Source organism: Peptoniphilus sp. (assembly GCF_050943655.1).
Taxonomy (GTDB): Bacteria; Bacillota; Clostridia; order Tissierellales; family Peptoniphilaceae; genus Peptoniphilus_A.
In genome coordinates, this window is record NZ_JBMNPQ010000008.1 from 14,508 (window position 1) to 34,734 (window position 20,227).

A 20,227-nucleotide genomic window follows, 5' to 3' on the forward strand; every position below is an offset into this window, starting at 1 on the left:
TCTTGAATTTATTTGAACTAAAGGCATGGGAAATTGCCAATGGACTTAGAAATAAAGATTTTTCATGTGAAGAAATCACGAAAAATTATTTTGAAAAAATAAAAGAAGTAGATAAAGACATAAACGCCTATATCTCTCTAATGGAAGAAGAAGCTACAAAAAGAGCCAAAGAAGTCGATGAAAAATTTAAGAACAGAGAAGAACTTTCTGAAATTGCTGGAATTCCTATTTCTGTAAAGGACAATATTTCAGTAAAAAATGTAAGAATGACTTGCGGCTCTAGAATGCTTGAAAATTATGTATCACCATATGATGCGACATTAGTTAAAAAAATAAAAGAAAATGATGGTATTATACTTGGAAAGGTAAACCTTGACGAATTTGCAATGGGCCAATCAACTAGAACTTCTTATTTTGGTGTGACCAAAAATCCACTTGATTTAACTAGAGTATCTGGTGGATCATCTGGAGGTTCTGCTGCATCTATTGCATCTAATCAAGCTGCAATATCTATTGGAACTGATACAGGCGGATCAGTAAGACAGCCTTCAAGCTTTTGTGGAACAGTTGGATTTAAACCAACTTATGGATCTGTTTCAAGATATGGCGTTGCATCAATGGCAAATACCTTTGACCAACCAGGTGTTATTGCATCTGATGTAAGAGATGTAATAACAATGGCAAATATTATTGAAGGAAGAGATAAGAGAGATGCCACATCAGTAGGAAATCCAGATTTAAAATATGAATTTAATTATGACACAGATTTAGAAGAAAACTTAAAGGGCGTTAAATTTGCAATACCAAGTTCATTTTTAGAAATGGATCTTGATAAAGAAGTTAAGAGTGAATTTGACAAAGCTATAAATATTTTAAAGGCAAATGGCGCAATTGTTGAACCATATAAAATTGATTCTCTAAAATATTTAATTGAAACTTATAACATCTTAGTTAATGGAGAAATTTCTTCTAACATGGCAAGATTTGATTCTGTGCGTTATGGCCACAGAACTGATAAAGAATTTAAAGACATTGAAGAAATGTATAAAATATCTAGAGGCGAAGGATTTGGCGACGAAGTAAAGAGAAGAATCATGATTGGAACTCACATCTTATCTCTTGACTTTGCAAAAGATTATTATGAAAAAGCCCAAAAAGTTAGAGGCCTTATAATAAAAGAAATGGACGAGTTATACAAATCATTTGATATAATGCTTTGTCCAACAGCGCCTTGTCTATCACTTAAGATTGATAGCGAGATGTCACTTACAGAAATTTATCAATCTGACTTATTTACTATCCCTGCAAATATGATTGGTTCACCATCAATATCTTTGCCAATGCCACTTGGTGAAAATGGCCTTTCAGTTGGCATAGAATTTACAGGAAAGAGATTTAAAGATAAAGACTTACTCAGTGCAGCACTTGGATTCGAAAGGAGTTTACAAAAATGAGCTATCAAACAATTGTAGGATTAGAAATCCACGTAGAACTTTCAACTGAGACAAAAGCATTTTGTTCTTGTAAAAACTCCTTTGGCGACGAACCAAACACAAATGTGTGCCCTGTGTGTTTAGCTCTTCCTGGAGGACTACCAGTTCTTAATAAAGATGTAATTGATTATACAGTAATGGCTGGAACAGCTTTAAACTGTACTATAAATAATAAATCAAAGTTCGACAGAAAAAACTATTTTTATCCAGACCTTACTAAGGGATATCAAATAACTCAAAATGACAAACCAATTTGCACAGAAGGTTATTTGGAAATTGAAACAGAAGATGGTCCTAAAAAGATTGGTATCTTCCAAATTCAAATGGAAGAGGATACAGCTAAATCTCTTCACACAGAAAGTGACGAGACACTTATGGACTACAACAGATGTGGAGTCCCTCTAATTGAAATAGTTACTAAACCAGATATTTCAAATGGGGCAGAGGCGCGTGAGTTTTTGGAAAAATTAAAATCAACATTGAGATTTTTGGGAATATCTGACTGCAAGATGGAAGAAGGTTCACTAAGATGTGATGTAAACGTCAATGTTAAAAACACAGAAACTGGCGAAAAAACTGCCATAACAGAGGTCAAAAACCTAAACTCCTTTAGAGGTGTTGAAAAGGCAATTGACTTTGAGACAAAGAGACACATTGATATTTTAGAAAACCACAAGGACGAAATAAAGACAACAAGAAGATGGGACGACTCACTAAATGAGACAGTTCTTATGAGAGTAAAATATACTGCCAACGACTACAGATTTGCACCTGATGGAGACCTTCCACCACTAAATATCTCTGATGAAGAAATTGCAAAAATAGTTAGTAAGATGCCTGAGCTTCCAGATGCAATGATAGATAGATTCATAAAAGAATATAATATTACAAAAGAAGATGCAAAAGTTTTGACTTCTTCAAGAGAGCTTGCAAAATTCTTTGAAGAGATGGCAGAAGATTTTGATGACTATATCATGCTTTCTAACTGGATTCAAACTGAAATCTTAAGAAGAGTTGAAGTTGAAGACGGAAAAGAATTTGAACTTCCTTTTGAACACAATGAGTTCTTAGTTCTTCTAAAATATATTAAAGACGGAAAAATTAACAACAATGCTGGTAAAAAAGTTTTAAGAGAAATGTTTGAAAGTTCTAAGACTGCTGAAGAAATCATAAAAGAAAAGGGACTTATCCAAATTTCTGATGCTGGCGAAATTGAAAAAATTGTCGACGAAGTCTTAACTGAAAATCCTCAATCAATCGAAGACTTTAAAGCAGGAAAAGATAGAGCTCTTGGTTTCTTAGTTGGACAAGTAATGAAAAAATCAAGAGGTAAAGCAAACCCTCAAATGGCAAATAAAATGTTAGTTGAGAAGATGAAGTAAAATTTAAAATTTATTTATTAGGCTAGAGATTTCTCTAGTCTTTTATTTTATTGTTTGCAATTTTAAAATTATAAAGTATGATTTAAATATAATAAAGTTTTCATTTAATATTCACAGTTAAGTTATATAATAAAGAAAAATAATGTAGGTGATGCTATGTTTAAGATTTTAGTTGTAGATGATGAGAAGAGCATAAGGGAAGTTATTAGAACTTATGCAGAGTTTGAGGGGCACGAGGTTGTAGAGGCAAAAGACGGAATTGAAGCGATTGAAAAAGTAAAAGAAGAAGATTTTGATGTAATCGTTATGGATATTATGATGCCAAAGCTTGATGGATTTTCTTCATACAAAGAAATAAAGAAAATAAAAAATATACCAGTTCTAATGCTTTCTGCAAGAAGTGAAGAGTACGATAAATTATTTGGTTTTGAAATAGGCATAGACGACTATGTGACAAAACCATTTTCACCTAAAGAACTAATGGCAAGACTAAATGTAATTGTAAATAGAAATAGTAAGACTGACGACAATGAAATCCTTACATACGAGGGATTAAAAATTGATTTAGACGGCAGAGTTGTTTTTGTTGACGACAAGAGAGTGGAACTTACTCCAAAAGAATACGATTTATTAGTTTATTTGGTTAAGAATGAAAATATTGCATTGTCAAGAGATAAGCTTTTAAATCAAGTTTGGGGATATGATTTTTACGGAGAAGACAGAACAGTTGACACACATATAAAGATGCTTAGAAACTCTCTTGGGGAATATAGAAAATTCATTATTACTGTAAGAGGAGTTGGATATAAATTTGATACAAGAGATTAAAGAGATTAGAAGAATTAGAATTGATACTAACAGCATTCTCTTTAAACTTTGGAAGTATTTTGTAAGTTTTGCGGCTTTAATTTTAATATGTCTTTGGATTTTTCAAACTGTTTTTTTATCAAGCTTTTATGAGACAATGAAGATTCATGAGGTTACTAAAGTTGGAAATGAGCTTAGAAATGACTATACTTCACCAGACTTTGAAAGTAAAATTTCAAATTATGCAAACACCAAGGGTCTTGAGATAAAAGTTTTGGATGAGACAGGTGCGTGGGTTTATCCACTAAGACTTTTCGATGAGTTTATTGAGAGACCGAGAATGATTAGGGAGAATTTTGATAACTTCTTTGGATCACTAAAAAGGGAAAACAGAACTTATAAAATTTATACAGTAAGATATGAGGACCTTAAAGATCCTTCCATTGTTTATGCAGGATTTCTTGGAAATACTGACGGAGAAGATTATTATCTTTATATCAACTCGGTGCTTAAACCTGTAGATGCTACAGTAGATGTCATAAAAAGAATACTTGTTATTATTTCAATTATATCGCTAGGACTTGCTCTTATCGTTGCATACTTTGTTTCAAAAAGGCTATCAGGTCCACTTGTCAGGATGTCAAATACTGCAAAGCAACTTGCAGCTGGTGACTATGACGTCAAGTTTAAAAAAGGCGAATATACAGAGATTGATGATCTTTCAAATACACTTAACTACGCAAAGAGTGAGCTTACTAAGACAATTGAAATGAGAAAAGATTTAGTAGCAAATGTCAGCCACGATCTTAAAACGCCACTGACAGTGATAAAATCCTATGGTGAGATGATAAGAGATATTTCTGGGCCTAATGAAGAGCTTAGAAATAGACATCTTGAGACTATAATTTCAGAAGCTGACAATTTGACAAATTTAGTTAATGACCTCTTAGATCTATCAAAGATTGAATCAAACCTTGAAGAGGCAAAGAAAGAAAAGTTTGACCTTGCTGAAGTTGTATACGAAGTTGTGGAGCGTTTCAAAATAAATAAAAGTTGTAGCGAATACGATTTTAATATAGTTGTAAATGGCGACACGCACATAATGGCTGACAAATCTAAAATAAGACAGGTTGTTTATAATTTAATAAATAATGCAGTTAATTATTCACCAAAAAATAAAGTAATCACTTTAAAAATAGATGGCGACGACAAAAAGACAGAGTTTCACTGTATCGACAAGGGTATAGGGATAAAGGAAGAAGATATTGATGGAATTTGGGAGAGGTTCTATCGAGTTAGAAACAATCACACAAGACCAGAAATTGGAACTGGACTTGGTCTATATATTGTAAAGACAATTTTAGAAATGCACGGATTTGAGTATGGTGTAAATTCTAAAATTGGAGAAGGCAGCGACTTCTATTTTATCGCAACTAAATAATTACTAAACCTATTTTTCTTAAAGAAAGATAGGTTTTTTTGTAAATAAATTTCTTTTAAATATCTACAATAAATTTACTGTAAATAATTATTCGAAAAACTTTTAAGGGGTAAAAGTTAAGAGAAAGATAAAAATTTTATTTTAGGAGGAAGCGATGAAAAAATTTTTAACTATTGTTTTATCGGCACTTATGATTTTTTCTTCAGTGACTGTATTTGCAAATGAAGAAAATATGGACACAAAGAAAATTGTGGTGCTAGGAACAAGCGACATGCACGCAAATGTCTATGGATATAGCTACGAAGACGACAAAGAAACAGACAACAACGGAATGAGTAGAGTTTACTCATACATTGATAGCGTGAGAAATGACAACAAAAATGTAGTTCTAATTGACAATGGAGACACTTTCCAAGGAACTATTATGGCAGATGCTATTTATAACAAGAAAGACGATGCAGTAAATCCAGTGTCAAAGGCATTAAATTTTATGAAATATGATTCAGTAACTCTTGGAAATCATGAATTTAACTTTGGCCTTAAATTTATTGATAAGTTTACAAATGAATTAGAAATGCCAGTTCTTGCTGCAAATGTCTACAACAAAAATGGTGAGAATTATCAAAAACCTTACACAGTTGTTGAAAGAGACGGCGTAAAAATTGGAATTATTGGAATAACAAATCCGAATGTGCCAAGATGGGATCAAGAAAAAGTTGAAACGCTCGACTTTAAAGGAATTGAAGAAACTGCTGCAAAGTATGCAAAAGTTTTAAGAGATGAAGAAAAGGTTGATTTAGTAATAGCATCAGTTCACGCAGGCACAGCTCCTGAATATGACGAAGAAAACGGAACTGATGGTATCGAAAACTTATTAAAAAATGTTAAGGGAATAGATGCAGTTCTTGCAGGACACTTCCACCAAGTAACTAAGGGAGAAGAAAACGGAATAATCTATGGTGCACCAAGAAATTCAGCAAGAGATGTAGTTAAATTTGAATTTAATGTAAAAAAATCTGGTGACGGCTATGAAGTAGTAGATAAAAATGTCGATGTAATTGACATGGAAAAAGTTAAACCAAGCGAAGAGCTAAGAAATCTTATTAAAGACGAGCATGAAGTAACAAGAAGTTTTATCTCAGGCGGAGAAGGTGCAGAGGAACTTGGCGGAGGAGTTTTAGCAACTTCAACTGAAAAATTCCAACCAGAGAATGAAATCAGAAAAATTCCTGAAGGTTATGTAAGAGACACTGCTGTAACAAACTTAATTGGAGATTTGCAGCTAAAACTATCTGGTGCTGATGTAACTGCAGTGGCACTATTTAGAGACGACTCTGATCTACCAAAAGGCGATATAACTTATGGTGATTTATTTAGAATTTATAAATTTGACAACACACTTTATAAAGTTGATGTAACTGGAAAAGAGCTTAAAGATTATATGGAATGGTCAGCACAATTCTTTAACCAATATAAAGATGGCGATCTTTCAATTTCATTTAACAAAGACGTTCCAGCATATAAATACGACGTATTTAAAGGTATTGATTACAAAATAGATATTTCTAAGCCAGTGGGACAAAGAATTGTTGATGTTAAATATAAGGGCGAGGACTTAAAAGATGACGAAGTAATAAGCCTTGCAGTAAATAACTACAGATATTCATCAGCTCTTAAAGCAGAAAAATTAGTTGCTGGAACAAGAAATTGGGAATCACCAATAGCTATTAGAGATTATATTGCAGAACAATTTAAAGAGATGAAAACAATAAGCCCTAAAGTTACAAACAACTGGGAAATTATAGGTTATAACTTTGATAATCCATTAAGAGACGATATCATAAAACTTGTAAATGAAGGCTACATTGAAGCTCCTTATAATGAGTCATTAAATGTAGATAAGCTTAGCGAAATGGGAATAATTAAAGATGGCAAAGTAATTAAACCAGAAAAGAAAGTAGAAGAAGTTTCAAAAGTTGAAAAGACTGAGCCAAAAGAAAACACTAAAGTAGAAAACACAAATGAAAAAATTCATATTGTTAAAAGCGGCGAATGGATTTATAAAATTGCAAGAGACTACAACGTAAATGTAAAAGATATTTTAGATGCAAATAATATTAATAATCCAAATAGAATCTATCCTGGAGATAAAATTCTAGTTCCAGCTAAATAGTTTTTAAGTACCTGTCCAAGTGGCAGGTGCTTTTAATTTAACTAAATAATTTTAAAAAGTTATAAGGATTTGTCATTAAATTTGAAACATTCCTTATAACTTTTTTATTTGCCAAAATTGATGAAACTGTTTTGACGAGGGTGAGAAATTTTTAAAAAGAAATTATTAACTTGAATTTAATATTTTTTAAGAAAATTATTTTGACTAAAAAGTTATCTTTTAAGGTTAATTTGTCCTAAATTTGGACAATAAAAGGACCATGGGCCCTTTTTAAAAAAGGTCCAAGGAATGGTGGAAAATACAGAAATAATGTAGTAAAATAAATGTAGGTGGGACGATATGTCATAAAATGGTTTAAAATGTTATAAAGTGGTAGATAAAATGTTAATTGGTGAATATAGACACAACCTCGATCCGAAAAGTCGAATTACAATTCCATCAAAATTTAGAGAAGACTTGTCTATATTTGTCATGACAAAAGGTCTTGATAACTGCTTGTTTTTATATCCAAAAGATCAGTGGGAAAAGATTGAGAACAAGTTAAAAGAACTCCCAATGACGAATAAAGCTGTTAGATCTTTTGTGAGAACTTTTTTCTCAGGTGCAGTCGATTGCACTCTAGATAAGCAGGGAAGAATTTTGGTTCCAGAGAATCTACGCACTTATGCAGGGCTAGAAGATAAATGTGTGATTATAGGTCTTGCCAACAGAGCTGAAATATGGTCAGAAGATAATTGGAACTCTTATAACGAAGAAGAGGCTCTTTCTTATGAAGAGTTGGCAGAAAAAATGTCGGAGCTAGGGATATAAATGGATTTTGTACACAAAAGTGTTTTATTAGATGAAACAATAGATGGTTTAAATATCAGAAAAAATAAAATATATCTTGACGGGACACTAGGTGGAGCAGGGCACAGCTTTGAAATTTGCAAAAGACTTGACAATACAGGGCTTTTAATCGGAATTGATCAAGACATACGCGCTATAGAAAAGTCAAAAGAAAAATTAAAAGAATTTAGCAATGTGAAATTCTTTAACTATAACTATGTGGATTTTGAAAGAGCTCTTGATGAACTAGAAATAGATAAGATTGATGGCGTGCTTTTAGATTTAGGTGTTTCTTCATACCAATTTGACAATCCAGAGAGGGGATTTTCTTACAGATTTGATGCACCACTTGATATGAGAATGAATAAAGATACTGATATCAGTGCAAAAGATATTGTAAATACATATTCTGAAGAAGACCTAAAGAGGATTATTTCCGAGTATGGTGAAGAAAAGTGGGCAGCTCGTATAGCTAAATTTATTGTCGCTAAGAGAAAAGAAAAAAGTATTGAGACAACTTTTGATTTGGTTGATGTGATTAAAAGTGCAATTCCATCTAGTGCAAGACGAGACGGGCCTCATCCAGCCAAAAGGACATTTCAGGCACTTAGAATTGAAACTAATAAGGAACTTGACGTATTAAAAGATTCTATTTATAAATTTGTTGATCACTTAAATGTTGGTGGAAGAATTGCAATTATTTCCTTCCACTCGCTAGAAGATAGAATCGTAAAAGAAGCATTTAAGTATTTAGAGAAGGACTGTATATGTCCTCCAGAATATCCAGTTTGTAAATGTGATAAGAAGCAAGAAGTTAAAATTATTACCAGAAAACCTATTACAGCTTCTAAAGAAGAACTTAAAGTAAACAACAGATCGCATTCTGCAAAACTTCGAATTGCAGAAAAAATCGAGGTAAAAAATGAAAAAAAGTACAGATAGAATCACAAAAAAAAGATATAATGTAAGAAGAAATAAAATTCAAAATAAGCCTTTTATGTTTACAATGATTATTGTGGCAGTTGTACTTATTTCTGTTATAGCAATGTATTCACAAGTTGCTTCTTTGGATAGACAAATTTTGGCACAACAAACTAAGATAGATGAACTTACGAAAGTTAAAAATTCACTTGCTGGAGAAGTCAAAGGTATTAGATCTTCTGCACAAGTAGCAGATGAAGCTATGTATAGACTTGGGATGGTCTATCCTAAAGAAAATCAAATAGTATATGTAGATTCAAGCGAAGAGAAAAAAGTTGGAGATATTAACTACAATGTATTCTTAAGTCCAATTGTCTCTGTTTTGAGATCTTTTACTAAAGATTAGGAGGATCATTAATTGAGAAATTTAAATGATAGAGCTAGAAATAAAAAATTTAAAAATAAACTTAGAAAGTCCAATAAGTCTATTTTTCTATTTTTTATTGTTCTAGCTCTTTTATTTGCAGCACTTATATTTAGATTATTTTATATACAAATTGTTCAGTCAGATGAACTTACTATATCGGCACTTAATCAACTTACAAGAACTGAAGTAATAAATTCTAAAAGAGGAACGATTTACGATAGAAATAAAAAAGAACTTGCAGTAAATGTTACGCGCACTAATATTTTCTACAATACAGAAGTTTTGGAACAGGCAAAAAAGGAACCAAATGCAGATTTTAAAAAGAGAAGAGATGCTCTTTTTGATGAAGATGCAAAGTTAATAGCCTCAGTTCTTGGAGAAAAAACTTCAGATATCCGTAAAAAGATGAAGGGCGAGAAAGTAGTAAGAATTGCTTCTAATGTGGATAGGGCAAAGGCAAAAGAATTAAAAGATTTGCGTACAAAGGTAATGGAAGAGAACAAGAAAAAGAAAAACTCTAAAGTAAATTTATACGGACTATCTTTTGATGATGTAACTCGCAGGTTCTATCCGTTTAATAATTTGGCATCATATATAATTGGTTTTACAAATGACGAAAATGTAGGCCAATACGGAATAGAGGCAAGTTATGATGAAGAACTTACTGGTATTCCTGGAAAGAATGTCGCTTTAAAGGACAATGCTTTTAATAAAATTCCTTTAACTGATGAAGAAACTTATGCACCAACAGAAGGCTACTCTGTCGAATTATCGATAGATGCAAATATACAACAGTTCGCAGAGAATGCTGCACAAAAAGCAAAAGAGGAAAATGAAGCTAAATTCGTATCTATCATTGTTCAGGACACAATGACAGGCGAAATTTTGGCAATGACAACTAAAGATGATTACAACTTAAACAGTCCAAAAGATCCCATTAACGATGAACAAAAAGAAAAATGGGAAAAGTACACAAGTAAAGAAAAACAAGACATTTGGTATTCAAATTGGAGAGATTTTAATGTAAACGACCAATATGAACCTGGTTCAACATTTAAACTTATAACAGCAGCTGCTGCAATAGAGCAGAATAAAGCGCAGCCTAACTCTATGTTTGTGTGCAATGGCTCAATGAGAATTGGCGATAAGACTCTAACATGTACATCACATCAAAGGGGAGCAAAGTCACTAAAAGATGCCATAGCTCAGTCGTGCAACATGACAATGGTTCAAGTTGGCGAAAGACTTGGAAGCGAAGAGTTTTTAAAATACATCGATGCCTTTGGTTTTGGTAAAAAAACTGGCATTGAACTTTATGGAGAATCTTTGGGGATAGTGCCAAGAGATCCGAATGCAATTCCACAAATAACACTTGCAACAATGAGTTATGGACACTCAGTAGCTGTTACTCCACTTCAACTTGTAAATGCAGTGAGTGCAATAACTAATGGAGGTTATTTAAATAAACCGACTCTTGTAAAAGAAATTATTGACGCCAATGGCAATATTGTCGAGAAGAAGAAAACAGAAATGAAAAGGAGAGTAATTTCTGAAGATACATCAAATAAAATGAAGTCAATGATGAAGGAAGTTGTCACAAACGGTACTGGTAAACAGGCAGCTGTTCCAGGCTATATAGTTGGAGGAAAATCTGGTACTGCAAATATTGCAACTCCTACAGGTTATCTTGATGCTTATAACTCATCTTTTGTTGGAGTGGCACCACTTAATGATCCAAAGCTTACAGTACTTGTTGTGGTAAACAGTCCTAAGAAAGCAATCCTTGGAGGTGCCGTAGCTGCACCAGTTGTTCAAGAAGTATTGTCACAATCACTAAACTATCTTGGAGTTCCTAAAACTGAAGAAGTTGAAGAAAAAGATGAATATGTAACCGTACCAAATGTATACGGAAAATTAATAGACGATGCTGGAAGAATGATAATCGACTCAGGACTTAGATTTAACACTGGTCCAAATGAAATTTCAGATTATGCAGTTGTGCTAAGTCAAAATCCAGACGCAGGCTCTTCTGTTTTAAAAGACTCAATAATAGACCTTGCAGTTAACAATAATGATGGGGATACTTTAGTAGTTCCTGATTTTAGCAAAAAGTCCAAAAATCAAGTTCAATCTATTTTAAATTCCCTAAATTTAGAGTATAATATCAAAGGTGACGGTGACTACATTTCTCAATCACCGCGAGCAGGCGAAAAAATAGACGTCGGCGGCACTGTTACAATTAATTATTCTGAACGTGTAAAAGAAAATGACACTGAAGATAATGAAAACAAAAATAATGTAAATAAACAAGAAAACAATACAAATAACACAAATAAAGATAAAAAAAATAATAAAGAAAATAAAAATATCAATAATAAAGACATTGATAAATAATGAAAGAAATAACTAGACTGGAGATAAGATGAATTATTTTATTATAATTGCAATGGGCATTGTATTTTCCCTAATTTTTGGAAAAATATACATTCCATTGCTTAAAAGATTGCATGCAGGACAAAGTATTCGTGAAGATGGACCTAAGTCTCACTTAGTTAAGAGTGGGACACCGACAATTGGTGGAATTATATTTTTAACTTCTGTGATTTTAACAACATTAATAGCTAAAAATTTTAAATTATCAGTTGTCATGATACTTTTCTCAACACTTGGCTTTGGACTTGTCGGTTTTATCGATGACTACATTAAAGTTGTTAAAAAGAGAAATTTAGGTTTAAGAGCATACCAAAAGCTAGCTTTACAAATCTTAGTAACTGTAATACTTCTCGTATATCAATACAATTCATCTAATTTCCAAACAGATTTGTATATACCGTTTTTAAAAGATTATTATTCTTTTGGGTGGTTCTATGTTCCGTTTATTCTATTTGTAGTAGTTGGAACAGTAAATTCTGTAAACTTAACAGACGGACTTGATGGATTATCTTCAAGTGTTACAATTATTGCTCTTGGATTTTTTGCAGTATGCTCTGTAAAATTTAATAGACCAGAGATTGCGTTTTTCTGTGTTGCACTTATGGGTGCTTTAATTGGATTTTTATTCTTCAACAAATATCCAGCTAAGGTTTTTATGGGTGATACAGGTTCTCTTGCACTAGGTGGTGCAATATCTGCAATAGCTGTTTTGTTAAATATTCCGCTAATACTTCCAATTGCGGGAGGAATTTATTTTATAGAGACACTATCTGTAATAATTCAAGTTATTAGCTTTAAGACGAGAGGCAAACGTGTATTTTTAATGTCACCGCTACATCATCATTTTGAACATAAGGGATGGCATGAAAGAAAAGTAGTATATGTATTTTGCACAGTAGAACTTATTCTTTGTGTAATTTCATACTTTATCTTATTTTAGGTGGTACTATGTTAGAAAATAAAAATATTTTAATTATGGGCATGGGAGTTACTGGAAAATCAGCTTTAAGATTTTTGTCAAACTATCCCTGCAAAGTATATGTGTACGACGAGAATTTAGAAACAGGCAAAAACATTAAAGAAGATTTTGTGATATTTAAAGAAGAAGATTTAGATAAAATCGATTTAATAATAAAGAGCCCTGGCATTTATCCTTTCCACGACATTCTTAAAAAGGCAAGAGAGCTTGGTATAGAAATTATATCTGACATTGAACTTAGCTATAGATTTTTAAATAGCAAAAACATCATTGCAATTACTGGGACAAATGGAAAGACAACAACTACAACTGTAGTTAAAAATATTCTATCAAGAGTTAGAAAAACTTATGATGTTGGAAATATTGGAAATGGAATTTTAGACATAACTAGAGAAGTAAAAGATGGCGACTGTGTTGTAATAGAAGCATCTTCTTTTCAACTTGAAGACACGAAAGAATTTAAACCTCATATTGCACTTTTAACTTATGTGACAAGCGATCACTTAGATTGGCACGGAAGTGTAGAAAATTATGTAAATGCTAAATTTAAAATATTTGCAAATCAAGATGAAAATGACTTTGCAATTTTAAATTATAAAGATAAAGACATGGAGCAAGCAAAAAACATAAAAGCAGATAAATATTTCTTCTCCATAGAACCCTTTGATGGAAAAGGTACTTATGTAAAAGATAATGCAATCTTCTTTAGCGATGGGAATGTAACTGAAAAAGTTATTGATGTCTCTGATATAAAGATTCCTGGCGAGCACAATATTAAAAATATAATGGGCGCGATTATTATTTCAAAATTACTTGGAGTAGATAATGAAATAATAGCCGAGGCGATAAAATCTTTTTCTGGCGTAGAACACAGGATTGAATACGTTTCTGAAGTTAAAAATGTTAAATTTTATAACGATTCTAAGGGAACAAATCCAGACTCAACAGAAGTTGCTATTAAGGCAATGGATGGAAATGTAATATTAATTGCTGGCGGCTATGATAAAGGCGCAAGCTTTGATACTATGATTAAAAATACAAAGGATAAATTAAAAGTCTTAATACTTTTTGGGCAAACTGCACCAAAGATTTCAGAAGTTTGCAAAAAAGAGAATATAGATTTTTATATAGTAAAAGATTTAAACAAAGCAGTTGAACTATCCTATAATCTATCAGAAGATGGCGACGATGTATTATTCTCACCAGCTTGTGCATCATGGGATATGTATCACGATTATGAAGAGCGTGGCAGACATTTTAAAAATATTGTTAAAGAGTTGATATAATGAATATCAAAAAAGAATTAAAAAAAGTTGATTTACCTTTATTAATAGCTACAATTTTACTTTTAATTATTGGAATTGTTGCCGTTACATCGGCATCATTTCCTACTGCAAAAAAATACGACTACAACAGCTTTCATTATGCTATTAGACAGGCAGTTTTCCTTGTAATGGGAATAATTGCCTTAATTTTTATATTGAAAGTGCCAAGAAATGTTTTGTATAAAAATATAGATTGGATTTTTGTACTTTCATTAATGCTAATAGGTCTACTTTGGACGCCGGCTGGTGTTAAAGTCTATGGACAGGCCAGATGGTTAAGGATTCCTGGAGTAGGGATACTGTTTCAACCGTCAGATATTTTAAAGGTCACTTCAATTGTATTTTTTGCCAAGTATTTGTCTAAAAATATAAATAAACTTAAAGATCCAGTGGTATTTATTAAAATATTGGCAATTCTTGGAATATCTGTTGTTCCAGTAATGATAAAGGACTTCTCTACAGCCGTTGTAATTGGTATTTCTTTATTTGCAATGCTTGTGTGTGCAGGTCTTAATAAAAAACAATTTGGAGTATTGGTGCTTCTTGGAGCTATACTTGTTGCCATAATGCTTACAAACGAGGACTACTATTATAGAATCAAGAGAATTCTCGGTTTTGTATCTGATTCAACAGACTATTTATCAGCTGACCTTTATCAAGCAAGACAATCACTATATGCTTTTGCATTAGGTGGTTACACTGGAGTAGGACTGTTTAGATCAAGACAAAAATATACAAACTTGCCACAGGCATACACTGACTTTATTTATTCTGTAATTGCAGAAGAATTTGGCCTAATTGGTTGTATGCTAGTTTTGATTTTATTTGTGGTTTATATATATAGAGGTTATATAATAGCAGTTAAGACAACTAACTATTTTGACAAATTGACAGCTGTTGGAATTACAACTTTTATAGGTATACAAGCTTTCTTTAACATGGGCGTTGCGGCTAAACTTTTGCCGGTAACAGGAATCACACTTCCGTTTATATCTTATGGTGGTTCGGCTCTTATTATGGCAATAGCTTCGACAGCAATTTTACTTAAAATATCAGCAGGAGGTAAAAATTGAGATATATACTATCAGGTGGTGGAACTGGAGGTCATATCTATCCAGCTCTTGCTATTGGAGAAGAAATAAAAAAACAAGATGAGACTGCCAAAATCTTGTATGTTGGCAAGAAGGGGTCACTGGAAGAAGAGTTAGCAACTAAATATGGATTTGAATTTCAAGGAATAGATATTTCAGGATTGCCAAGAAAAAAATTAAATAAAGAGACAATCGTAACGATGTTTGATTTATTTAAAGGATTAAATCAAGCTGGCAAAATTTTAAAGAAGTTCAAACCAAATATTGTAATTGGTACTGGAGGTTATGTATGTGCTCCAATAGTTTATAAGGCGCAGCAATACAATATAAAGACTGTAGTTCAAGAGCAAAATGCATACCCAGGAAAGACTAATAGAATTTTGGCGAGAAAGGCAGATCTAGTATTTATTAATTTTAAAGAGGCCGAAGAATATTTAAATAACAAAAATATAATCTATGTAGGTAATCCTATTAGAGATGACTTTACTCACATAGATAGAGAAAAATCCAGAAGAAAACTTGGGATTTCTGAAAGCGAAAAGTTTGTATTTTCCTTTGGAGGAAGCGGCGGTCAAGAGTCAACTAACGACGCCATGATAGAAATTCTAAATAAATACGATGAGCTTCCATTTAAGCTTGTTCATGTAACTGGTAGAGAACATTATGATTATTTCATGGAAAAAGTAGAAAAACTGCCAAAAGGTGTTGAAGTTTTTGACTACACTCATCATGTGTCAGATTACTTATCTAGTGCTGATCTTGTGATTGCATCGTCTTCAGCAATGACTTTAGCAGAAATTTCGGCAGTAGGTCTTTGTACTATACTAATACCAAAAGCATATACAGCGGGTAACCATCAATACTATAATGCCATGTCCTATTACAATATGGGTGCAAGTGAAGTCATAGAAGAAAAGGATTTAGACGGAGAAATTTTATATAGTCATATTAATGATTTATTAGAAGATGACGATAGAAGAAACACTATGGCAAAAAATTCAAAGAAACTTGCAAGCCCTGGAGCAGTATCTGAAATTGTTGATATTATGACAAAGTGATTTTATGGAAAAACAAAAAAAAGTTAAGAAAAAAATAAGCAAAAAAAGAAAATTTTTTAGGATTGTATTTAGATTTTTTATCTTTTTTCTATTTATTTTTTTATTAATCTTTGCCATTAGAAATTCAAGAATTTTTAATATTAAATCTGTGAATGTGGAAGGGACAAAAAATATCAGCTATAAAGATGTAATAAAAGTGGCCGAGCTAAAAAAAGGCTCTAAATATTACTCGATTTCAAAGGCAGATAGAATCAAAAAGATTGAGTCCATCCCCTATGTAAAGAGTGCAAAAATTAATTTTAGACTGGGTGGCACTGTAAATGTATCTATAAAAGAGAGGACGCCGTACTACCAAGCCTATTCAAGTAAATACCTCCTTATAGATGAAGATTTTAGAATTCTAGAGGAGAGGGATTCTAAGGCAGATAATTTATTAAATCTCGACGGATTAAATCTTGAAAACAATAAAGCCGGATCATTCATTTTATCTTACAAGGAAGATGTCGATAAAAAAGAATTATTAAAAAGTCTAAAGAACCCTGAGTATAATTTACTGGGAAATATAGAAAGCATTGAGCTACTAGATTCTGTTGCAACATTTATGACAATAGATGGCATAAAGGTAGAGTTTGGCTCTTATAGTAATATTGATTACAAGCTAAGGATGCTTTCATTAATACTTGATGATATTAAAAAGACTAACAAAAAGGCAACTGTCATACAGATGGAGAAGGGAACAAATCCTATCCTTATTGTAGAAGATGATAATGGAAAAAAAGATAAAGACGAAAAAAATAGTGAAAAAAATGAAAAATCATATATAGAAGAGAAGGCTAATAGTAATAGCAATTGATTCTTTATAAGAATAAGCTAATTATGTATATATAGCTCTTTAATATGTTGACTAATTGCCTATTTTTCTATAAAATAGAACTAATAGAATTAAAATAAATGTAAATTATTATATGAGGAGGATGTTTATGTTGGAATTCGATATGGAGCAAGATGGATTTGCCAAAATTAAAGTTGCCGGCGTAGGCGGCGGTGGCAATAATGCTGTTAATAGAATGATTAATGCCGGTGTAAAAGGTGTAGAATTTATAGTATTTAACACAGACAAACAAGCTCTTAAAAATTCACTTGCTGAAAATAAAATTCAAATTGGAGAAAAAGTTACAAAAGGATTGGGCGCTGGTGCTAATCCAGAAATTGGAGAAGAAGCCGCAGAAGAATCTAGAGACGAAATTAGAGAAGCTTTAGAAGGCGCTGACATGGTGTTTATTACTGCAGGAATGGGCGGTGGAACTGGAACTGGAGCAGCTCCTATAATTGCTGATGTAGCAAAAGAACTTGGTTTACTTACTGTTGGTGTTGTTACTAAACCTTTCACCTTTGAAGGACATAGAAGAGCAAAATCTGCAGAAAGAGGAATCAATGCTCTAAAAGAAAAAGTAGACACTCTTGTTATTATTCCAAACGACAGACTACTCACTATTTCTGATAAAAAGACAAGCTTTGCGCAAGCCTTCGAAATGGCTGATGACATATTAAAACAAGGTATACAAGGTATCTCAGATCTAATCTCTATCCCAAGTCTAATTAACCTTGACTTCGCAGACGTTAAAACTATTATGCACGATAAGGGAATTGCACACATGGGTATTGGTAGAGCATCTGGAGATGACAGAGCGACTGAAGCTGCTAAGCTTGCAATTAACTCTCCTCTACTAGAAACTTCAATTGAAGGAGCAAAATCTGTATTATTAAACATCACTGCAGGTGCAGATCTTGGTATCTTTGAAGTTAATGAAGCAGCTGATTTAATTAGAGAATGCGTATCTGAAGATGTTAACCTAATCTTTGGTGCAGGTATCGACGAAACACTTAAAGATGAAGTTAAAGTTACAGTTATTGCCACTGACTTTGATCAATACAAAGAAGATAAAAAGTCAAAAAGTACAAGTGCAACAGAACCCAGAACACTTAACTCTAATAGAAAGGCTAATGAGGAAGATGAAGAAGATAATGGAGAACTTAAAATCCCATCTTTCTTAAGAACAAAAAGAAATTAATAAATTGTGCCCCTCTGGGGCCTTTTTTTATATGAGGTGAAATTATGAAATGTCCTTATTGTGGTTATGTTGATTCAAAAGTTATAGACACAAGACCCACAGAAGAAGGTTCTACAATAAGAAGAAGACGCGAGTGTTTAAATTGCAAAAAAAGATTTACAACATACGAAAAAATTGAACAAACTCCAATAATGGTAATAAAAAAGGACGGAAACAGACAGGTATTTGACCGCGAAAAGATAATAAACGGGATGATTAAGTCTTGTGAAAAGAGACCAGTTTCAGTTGCAGAAATTGAAAGAGCAGCCGATAATATTGAAAAGCAAATCCAAAACACTATGAAAAAAGAAATCTCTTCTCTAGAAATAGGTGAAATGGTAATGCGTGAGCTTAAAGAACTTGACGATGTAAGTTATGTAAGATTCGCATCAGTTTATAGGGAGTTTAAGGACTTGCAATCTTTTATAGACGAACTTGAAGGCATAGTTAAGAAGAAGTGATTGAATGGATTTATTTGAACTGAGCATGCAGAATAATTTAAAAAATACGGCGCCACTTGCCGATAGGATGAGACCTAGAAATTTAAAAGAATTCGTTGGTCAAGACAATCTAGTTGGCGAAGGAAAGTATTTAAGTAGAGTAATAAAAAGTGACAGATTTAGCTCGATGTTATTTTACGGCCCACCTGGAGTTGGAAAGACAACTCTTGCAGATATAATTGCAAAGACAACCAACAAAAACTTTATAAAATTATCTGCAGTTACTTCAAACTTAAAAGAGCTTAGAGAAGTATTAAAAAAGGCAGAAGACTCTGTAAAATTTGACAATGTATCTACGATTGTCTTTATTGATGAGATTCACAGATTTAATAAAACTCAGCAAGATGCACTGCTTCCTTTTGTAGAAAGAGGAATTATTATCTTAATCGGAGCAACGACAGAAAATCCATATTTTGAAGTCAACAAAGCGCTTTTATCTAGGATGCAAATTCTAAATTTAGAAAGTTTAAAAGATAAAGATCTATCAAGGCTAATAGATATGGCTATAGAAGATGATGTAAGAGGCCTTGGAAAGATGAATATAATTCTTCTTGACGATGCAAGGGATATACTTACTAAAAATGCAAATGGAGACGGAAGATTTGTATTAAATTCTTTGGAAATCGCAGCTCTTTCAACTGATGAAATAGACGGCAAGGTAGTAATTGATAAAGAAGCAATAGAGAATTCGTTGATTTCAAAAAATGTAATTTACGATAAAAATTCTAACGAGCATTACGATATAATATCAGCATTTATAAAATCTATGAGAGGAACTGATCCAGACGCGGCACTAATATATTTAGCTATGATGCTTGAGGCTGGCGAAGATATAAAATTTATCGCAAGAAGACTTATGATTTTTGCATCAGAGGATGTAGGTAATGCAGATCCAATGGCAATGGTTATGGCATCTTCATGCTTTAACAGCATAAACGCTGTTGGACTTCCAGAGGCGAGATTAATTTTAGCGCAGACTGTGACATACCTTGCAAGTGCAAAAAAGTCAAATGCAAGCTACGAGGCAATTAATAAAGCCATGGAAGATGTTAAAAATGCAAACAATATAGAAATACCAATTTACATCAGGGATAAAAATAATCCTGCAAATAAAACTGATATAAAATATAAATATCCACACTGTTATGAGAATGCATATGTAAAACAAAATTACATTCCAAAAAACTTTGAAGGTAAAAATTACTACAAGCCAAAAAATATAGGATACGAGAGAATAATCAAGGAAAATTTAGATAAT

The 20,227-nt window shown here is 32.5% G+C and carries 17 protein-coding genes; all 17 read left to right on the forward strand.

What is annotated here, in order from left to right:
- Positions 1-2 precede the first annotated feature (2 nt).
- The gene (gene gatA, locus ACOX6R_RS01885) at positions 3-1,454 is read left to right on the forward strand and encodes an Asp-tRNA(Asn)/Glu-tRNA(Gln) amidotransferase subunit GatA (RefSeq protein ID WP_433446668.1); all 1,452 of its coding nucleotides are present in this window, start codon (positions 3-5) and stop codon (positions 1,452-1,454) included.
- Complete coding sequence (gene gatB, locus ACOX6R_RS01890; RefSeq protein ID WP_433446670.1) at positions 1,451-2,875, forward strand: Asp-tRNA(Asn)/Glu-tRNA(Gln) amidotransferase subunit GatB; 1,425 nt, start codon at positions 1,451-1,453, stop codon at positions 2,873-2,875. The genes gatA and gatB overlap by 4 nt, the downstream gene beginning before the upstream one ends.
- Before the next feature lie 156 nt (positions 2,876-3,031).
- Positions 3,032-3,703, forward strand: coding sequence for a response regulator transcription factor (locus ACOX6R_RS01895; protein ID WP_433446671.1), 672 nt, complete (start codon positions 3,032-3,034; stop codon positions 3,701-3,703).
- Entirely contained in the window at positions 3,687-5,123 is a 1,437-nt protein-coding gene (locus tag ACOX6R_RS01900; protein WP_433446673.1) for a sensor histidine kinase, read from the forward strand. The genes ACOX6R_RS01895 and ACOX6R_RS01900 overlap by 17 nt, the downstream gene beginning before the upstream one ends.
- 154 nt (positions 5,124-5,277) lie before the next feature.
- Complete coding sequence (locus ACOX6R_RS01905; protein ID WP_433446675.1) at positions 5,278-7,296, forward strand: 5'-nucleotidase C-terminal domain-containing protein; 2,019 nt, start codon at positions 5,278-5,280, stop codon at positions 7,294-7,296.
- Positions 7,297-7,677: 381 nt separating this feature from the next.
- The gene (gene mraZ, locus ACOX6R_RS01910) at positions 7,678-8,106 is read left to right on the forward strand and encodes a division/cell wall cluster transcriptional repressor MraZ (protein WP_433446677.1); all 429 of its coding nucleotides are present in this window, start codon (positions 7,678-7,680) and stop codon (positions 8,104-8,106) included.
- The gene (gene rsmH, locus ACOX6R_RS01915) at positions 8,107-9,066 is read left to right on the forward strand and encodes a 16S rRNA (cytosine(1402)-N(4))-methyltransferase RsmH (protein ID WP_433446679.1); all 960 of its coding nucleotides are present in this window, start codon (positions 8,107-8,109) and stop codon (positions 9,064-9,066) included. It begins immediately after the preceding gene.
- Positions 9,047-9,451, forward strand: coding sequence for an FtsB family cell division protein (locus ACOX6R_RS01920; RefSeq protein WP_433446681.1), 405 nt, complete (start codon positions 9,047-9,049; stop codon positions 9,449-9,451). The genes rsmH and ACOX6R_RS01920 overlap by 20 nt, the downstream gene beginning before the upstream one ends.
- Before the next feature lie 12 nt (positions 9,452-9,463).
- Complete coding sequence (locus tag ACOX6R_RS01925; protein ID WP_433446683.1) at positions 9,464-11,866, forward strand: penicillin-binding transpeptidase domain-containing protein; 2,403 nt, start codon at positions 9,464-9,466, stop codon at positions 11,864-11,866.
- Between the two features lie 28 nt (positions 11,867-11,894).
- Complete coding sequence (mraY, locus tag ACOX6R_RS01930) at positions 11,895-12,845, forward strand: phospho-N-acetylmuramoyl-pentapeptide-transferase (RefSeq protein WP_433446685.1); 951 nt, start codon at positions 11,895-11,897, stop codon at positions 12,843-12,845.
- Positions 12,846-12,853: 8 nt separating this feature from the next.
- On the forward strand, positions 12,854-14,170 hold the full coding sequence (murD, locus tag ACOX6R_RS01935; protein WP_433446687.1) for a UDP-N-acetylmuramoyl-L-alanine--D-glutamate ligase: 1,317 nt from the start codon (positions 12,854-12,856) through the stop codon (positions 14,168-14,170).
- Positions 14,170-15,282, forward strand: coding sequence for an FtsW/RodA/SpoVE family cell cycle protein (locus ACOX6R_RS01940; RefSeq protein ID WP_433446689.1), 1,113 nt, complete (start codon positions 14,170-14,172; stop codon positions 15,280-15,282). Before murD ends, ACOX6R_RS01940 begins: the two co-directional genes overlap by 1 nt.
- Positions 15,279-16,358: an undecaprenyldiphospho-muramoylpentapeptide beta-N-acetylglucosaminyltransferase gene (gene murG, locus ACOX6R_RS01945; protein WP_433446691.1), complete on the forward strand. Its 1,080-nt coding sequence runs from the start codon at positions 15,279-15,281 to the stop codon at positions 16,356-16,358. The genes ACOX6R_RS01940 and murG overlap by 4 nt, the downstream gene beginning before the upstream one ends.
- A 4-nt stretch (positions 16,359-16,362) precedes the next feature.
- A complete protein-coding gene (locus ACOX6R_RS01950; protein ID WP_433446693.1) occupies positions 16,363-17,211 on the forward strand; it encodes a cell division protein FtsQ/DivIB in 849 nt (282 codons plus the stop codon).
- Between the two features lie 127 nt (positions 17,212-17,338).
- Positions 17,339-18,430, forward strand: coding sequence for a cell division protein FtsZ (gene ftsZ / locus ACOX6R_RS01955; RefSeq protein ID WP_433446695.1), 1,092 nt, complete (start codon positions 17,339-17,341; stop codon positions 18,428-18,430).
- 44 nt (positions 18,431-18,474) lie between these two features.
- Positions 18,475-18,930 carry a transcriptional regulator NrdR gene (gene nrdR, locus ACOX6R_RS01960; RefSeq protein ID WP_433446697.1) on the forward strand — a complete coding sequence of 152 codons (456 nt, stop codon included), beginning with the start codon at positions 18,475-18,477 and terminating at the stop codon, positions 18,928-18,930.
- 4 nt (positions 18,931-18,934) lie between these two features.
- Positions 18,935-20,227, forward strand: a 1,293-nt coding sequence (locus ACOX6R_RS01965) for a replication-associated recombination protein A (protein WP_433446699.1), incomplete at its 3' end; no start/stop codon positions are given.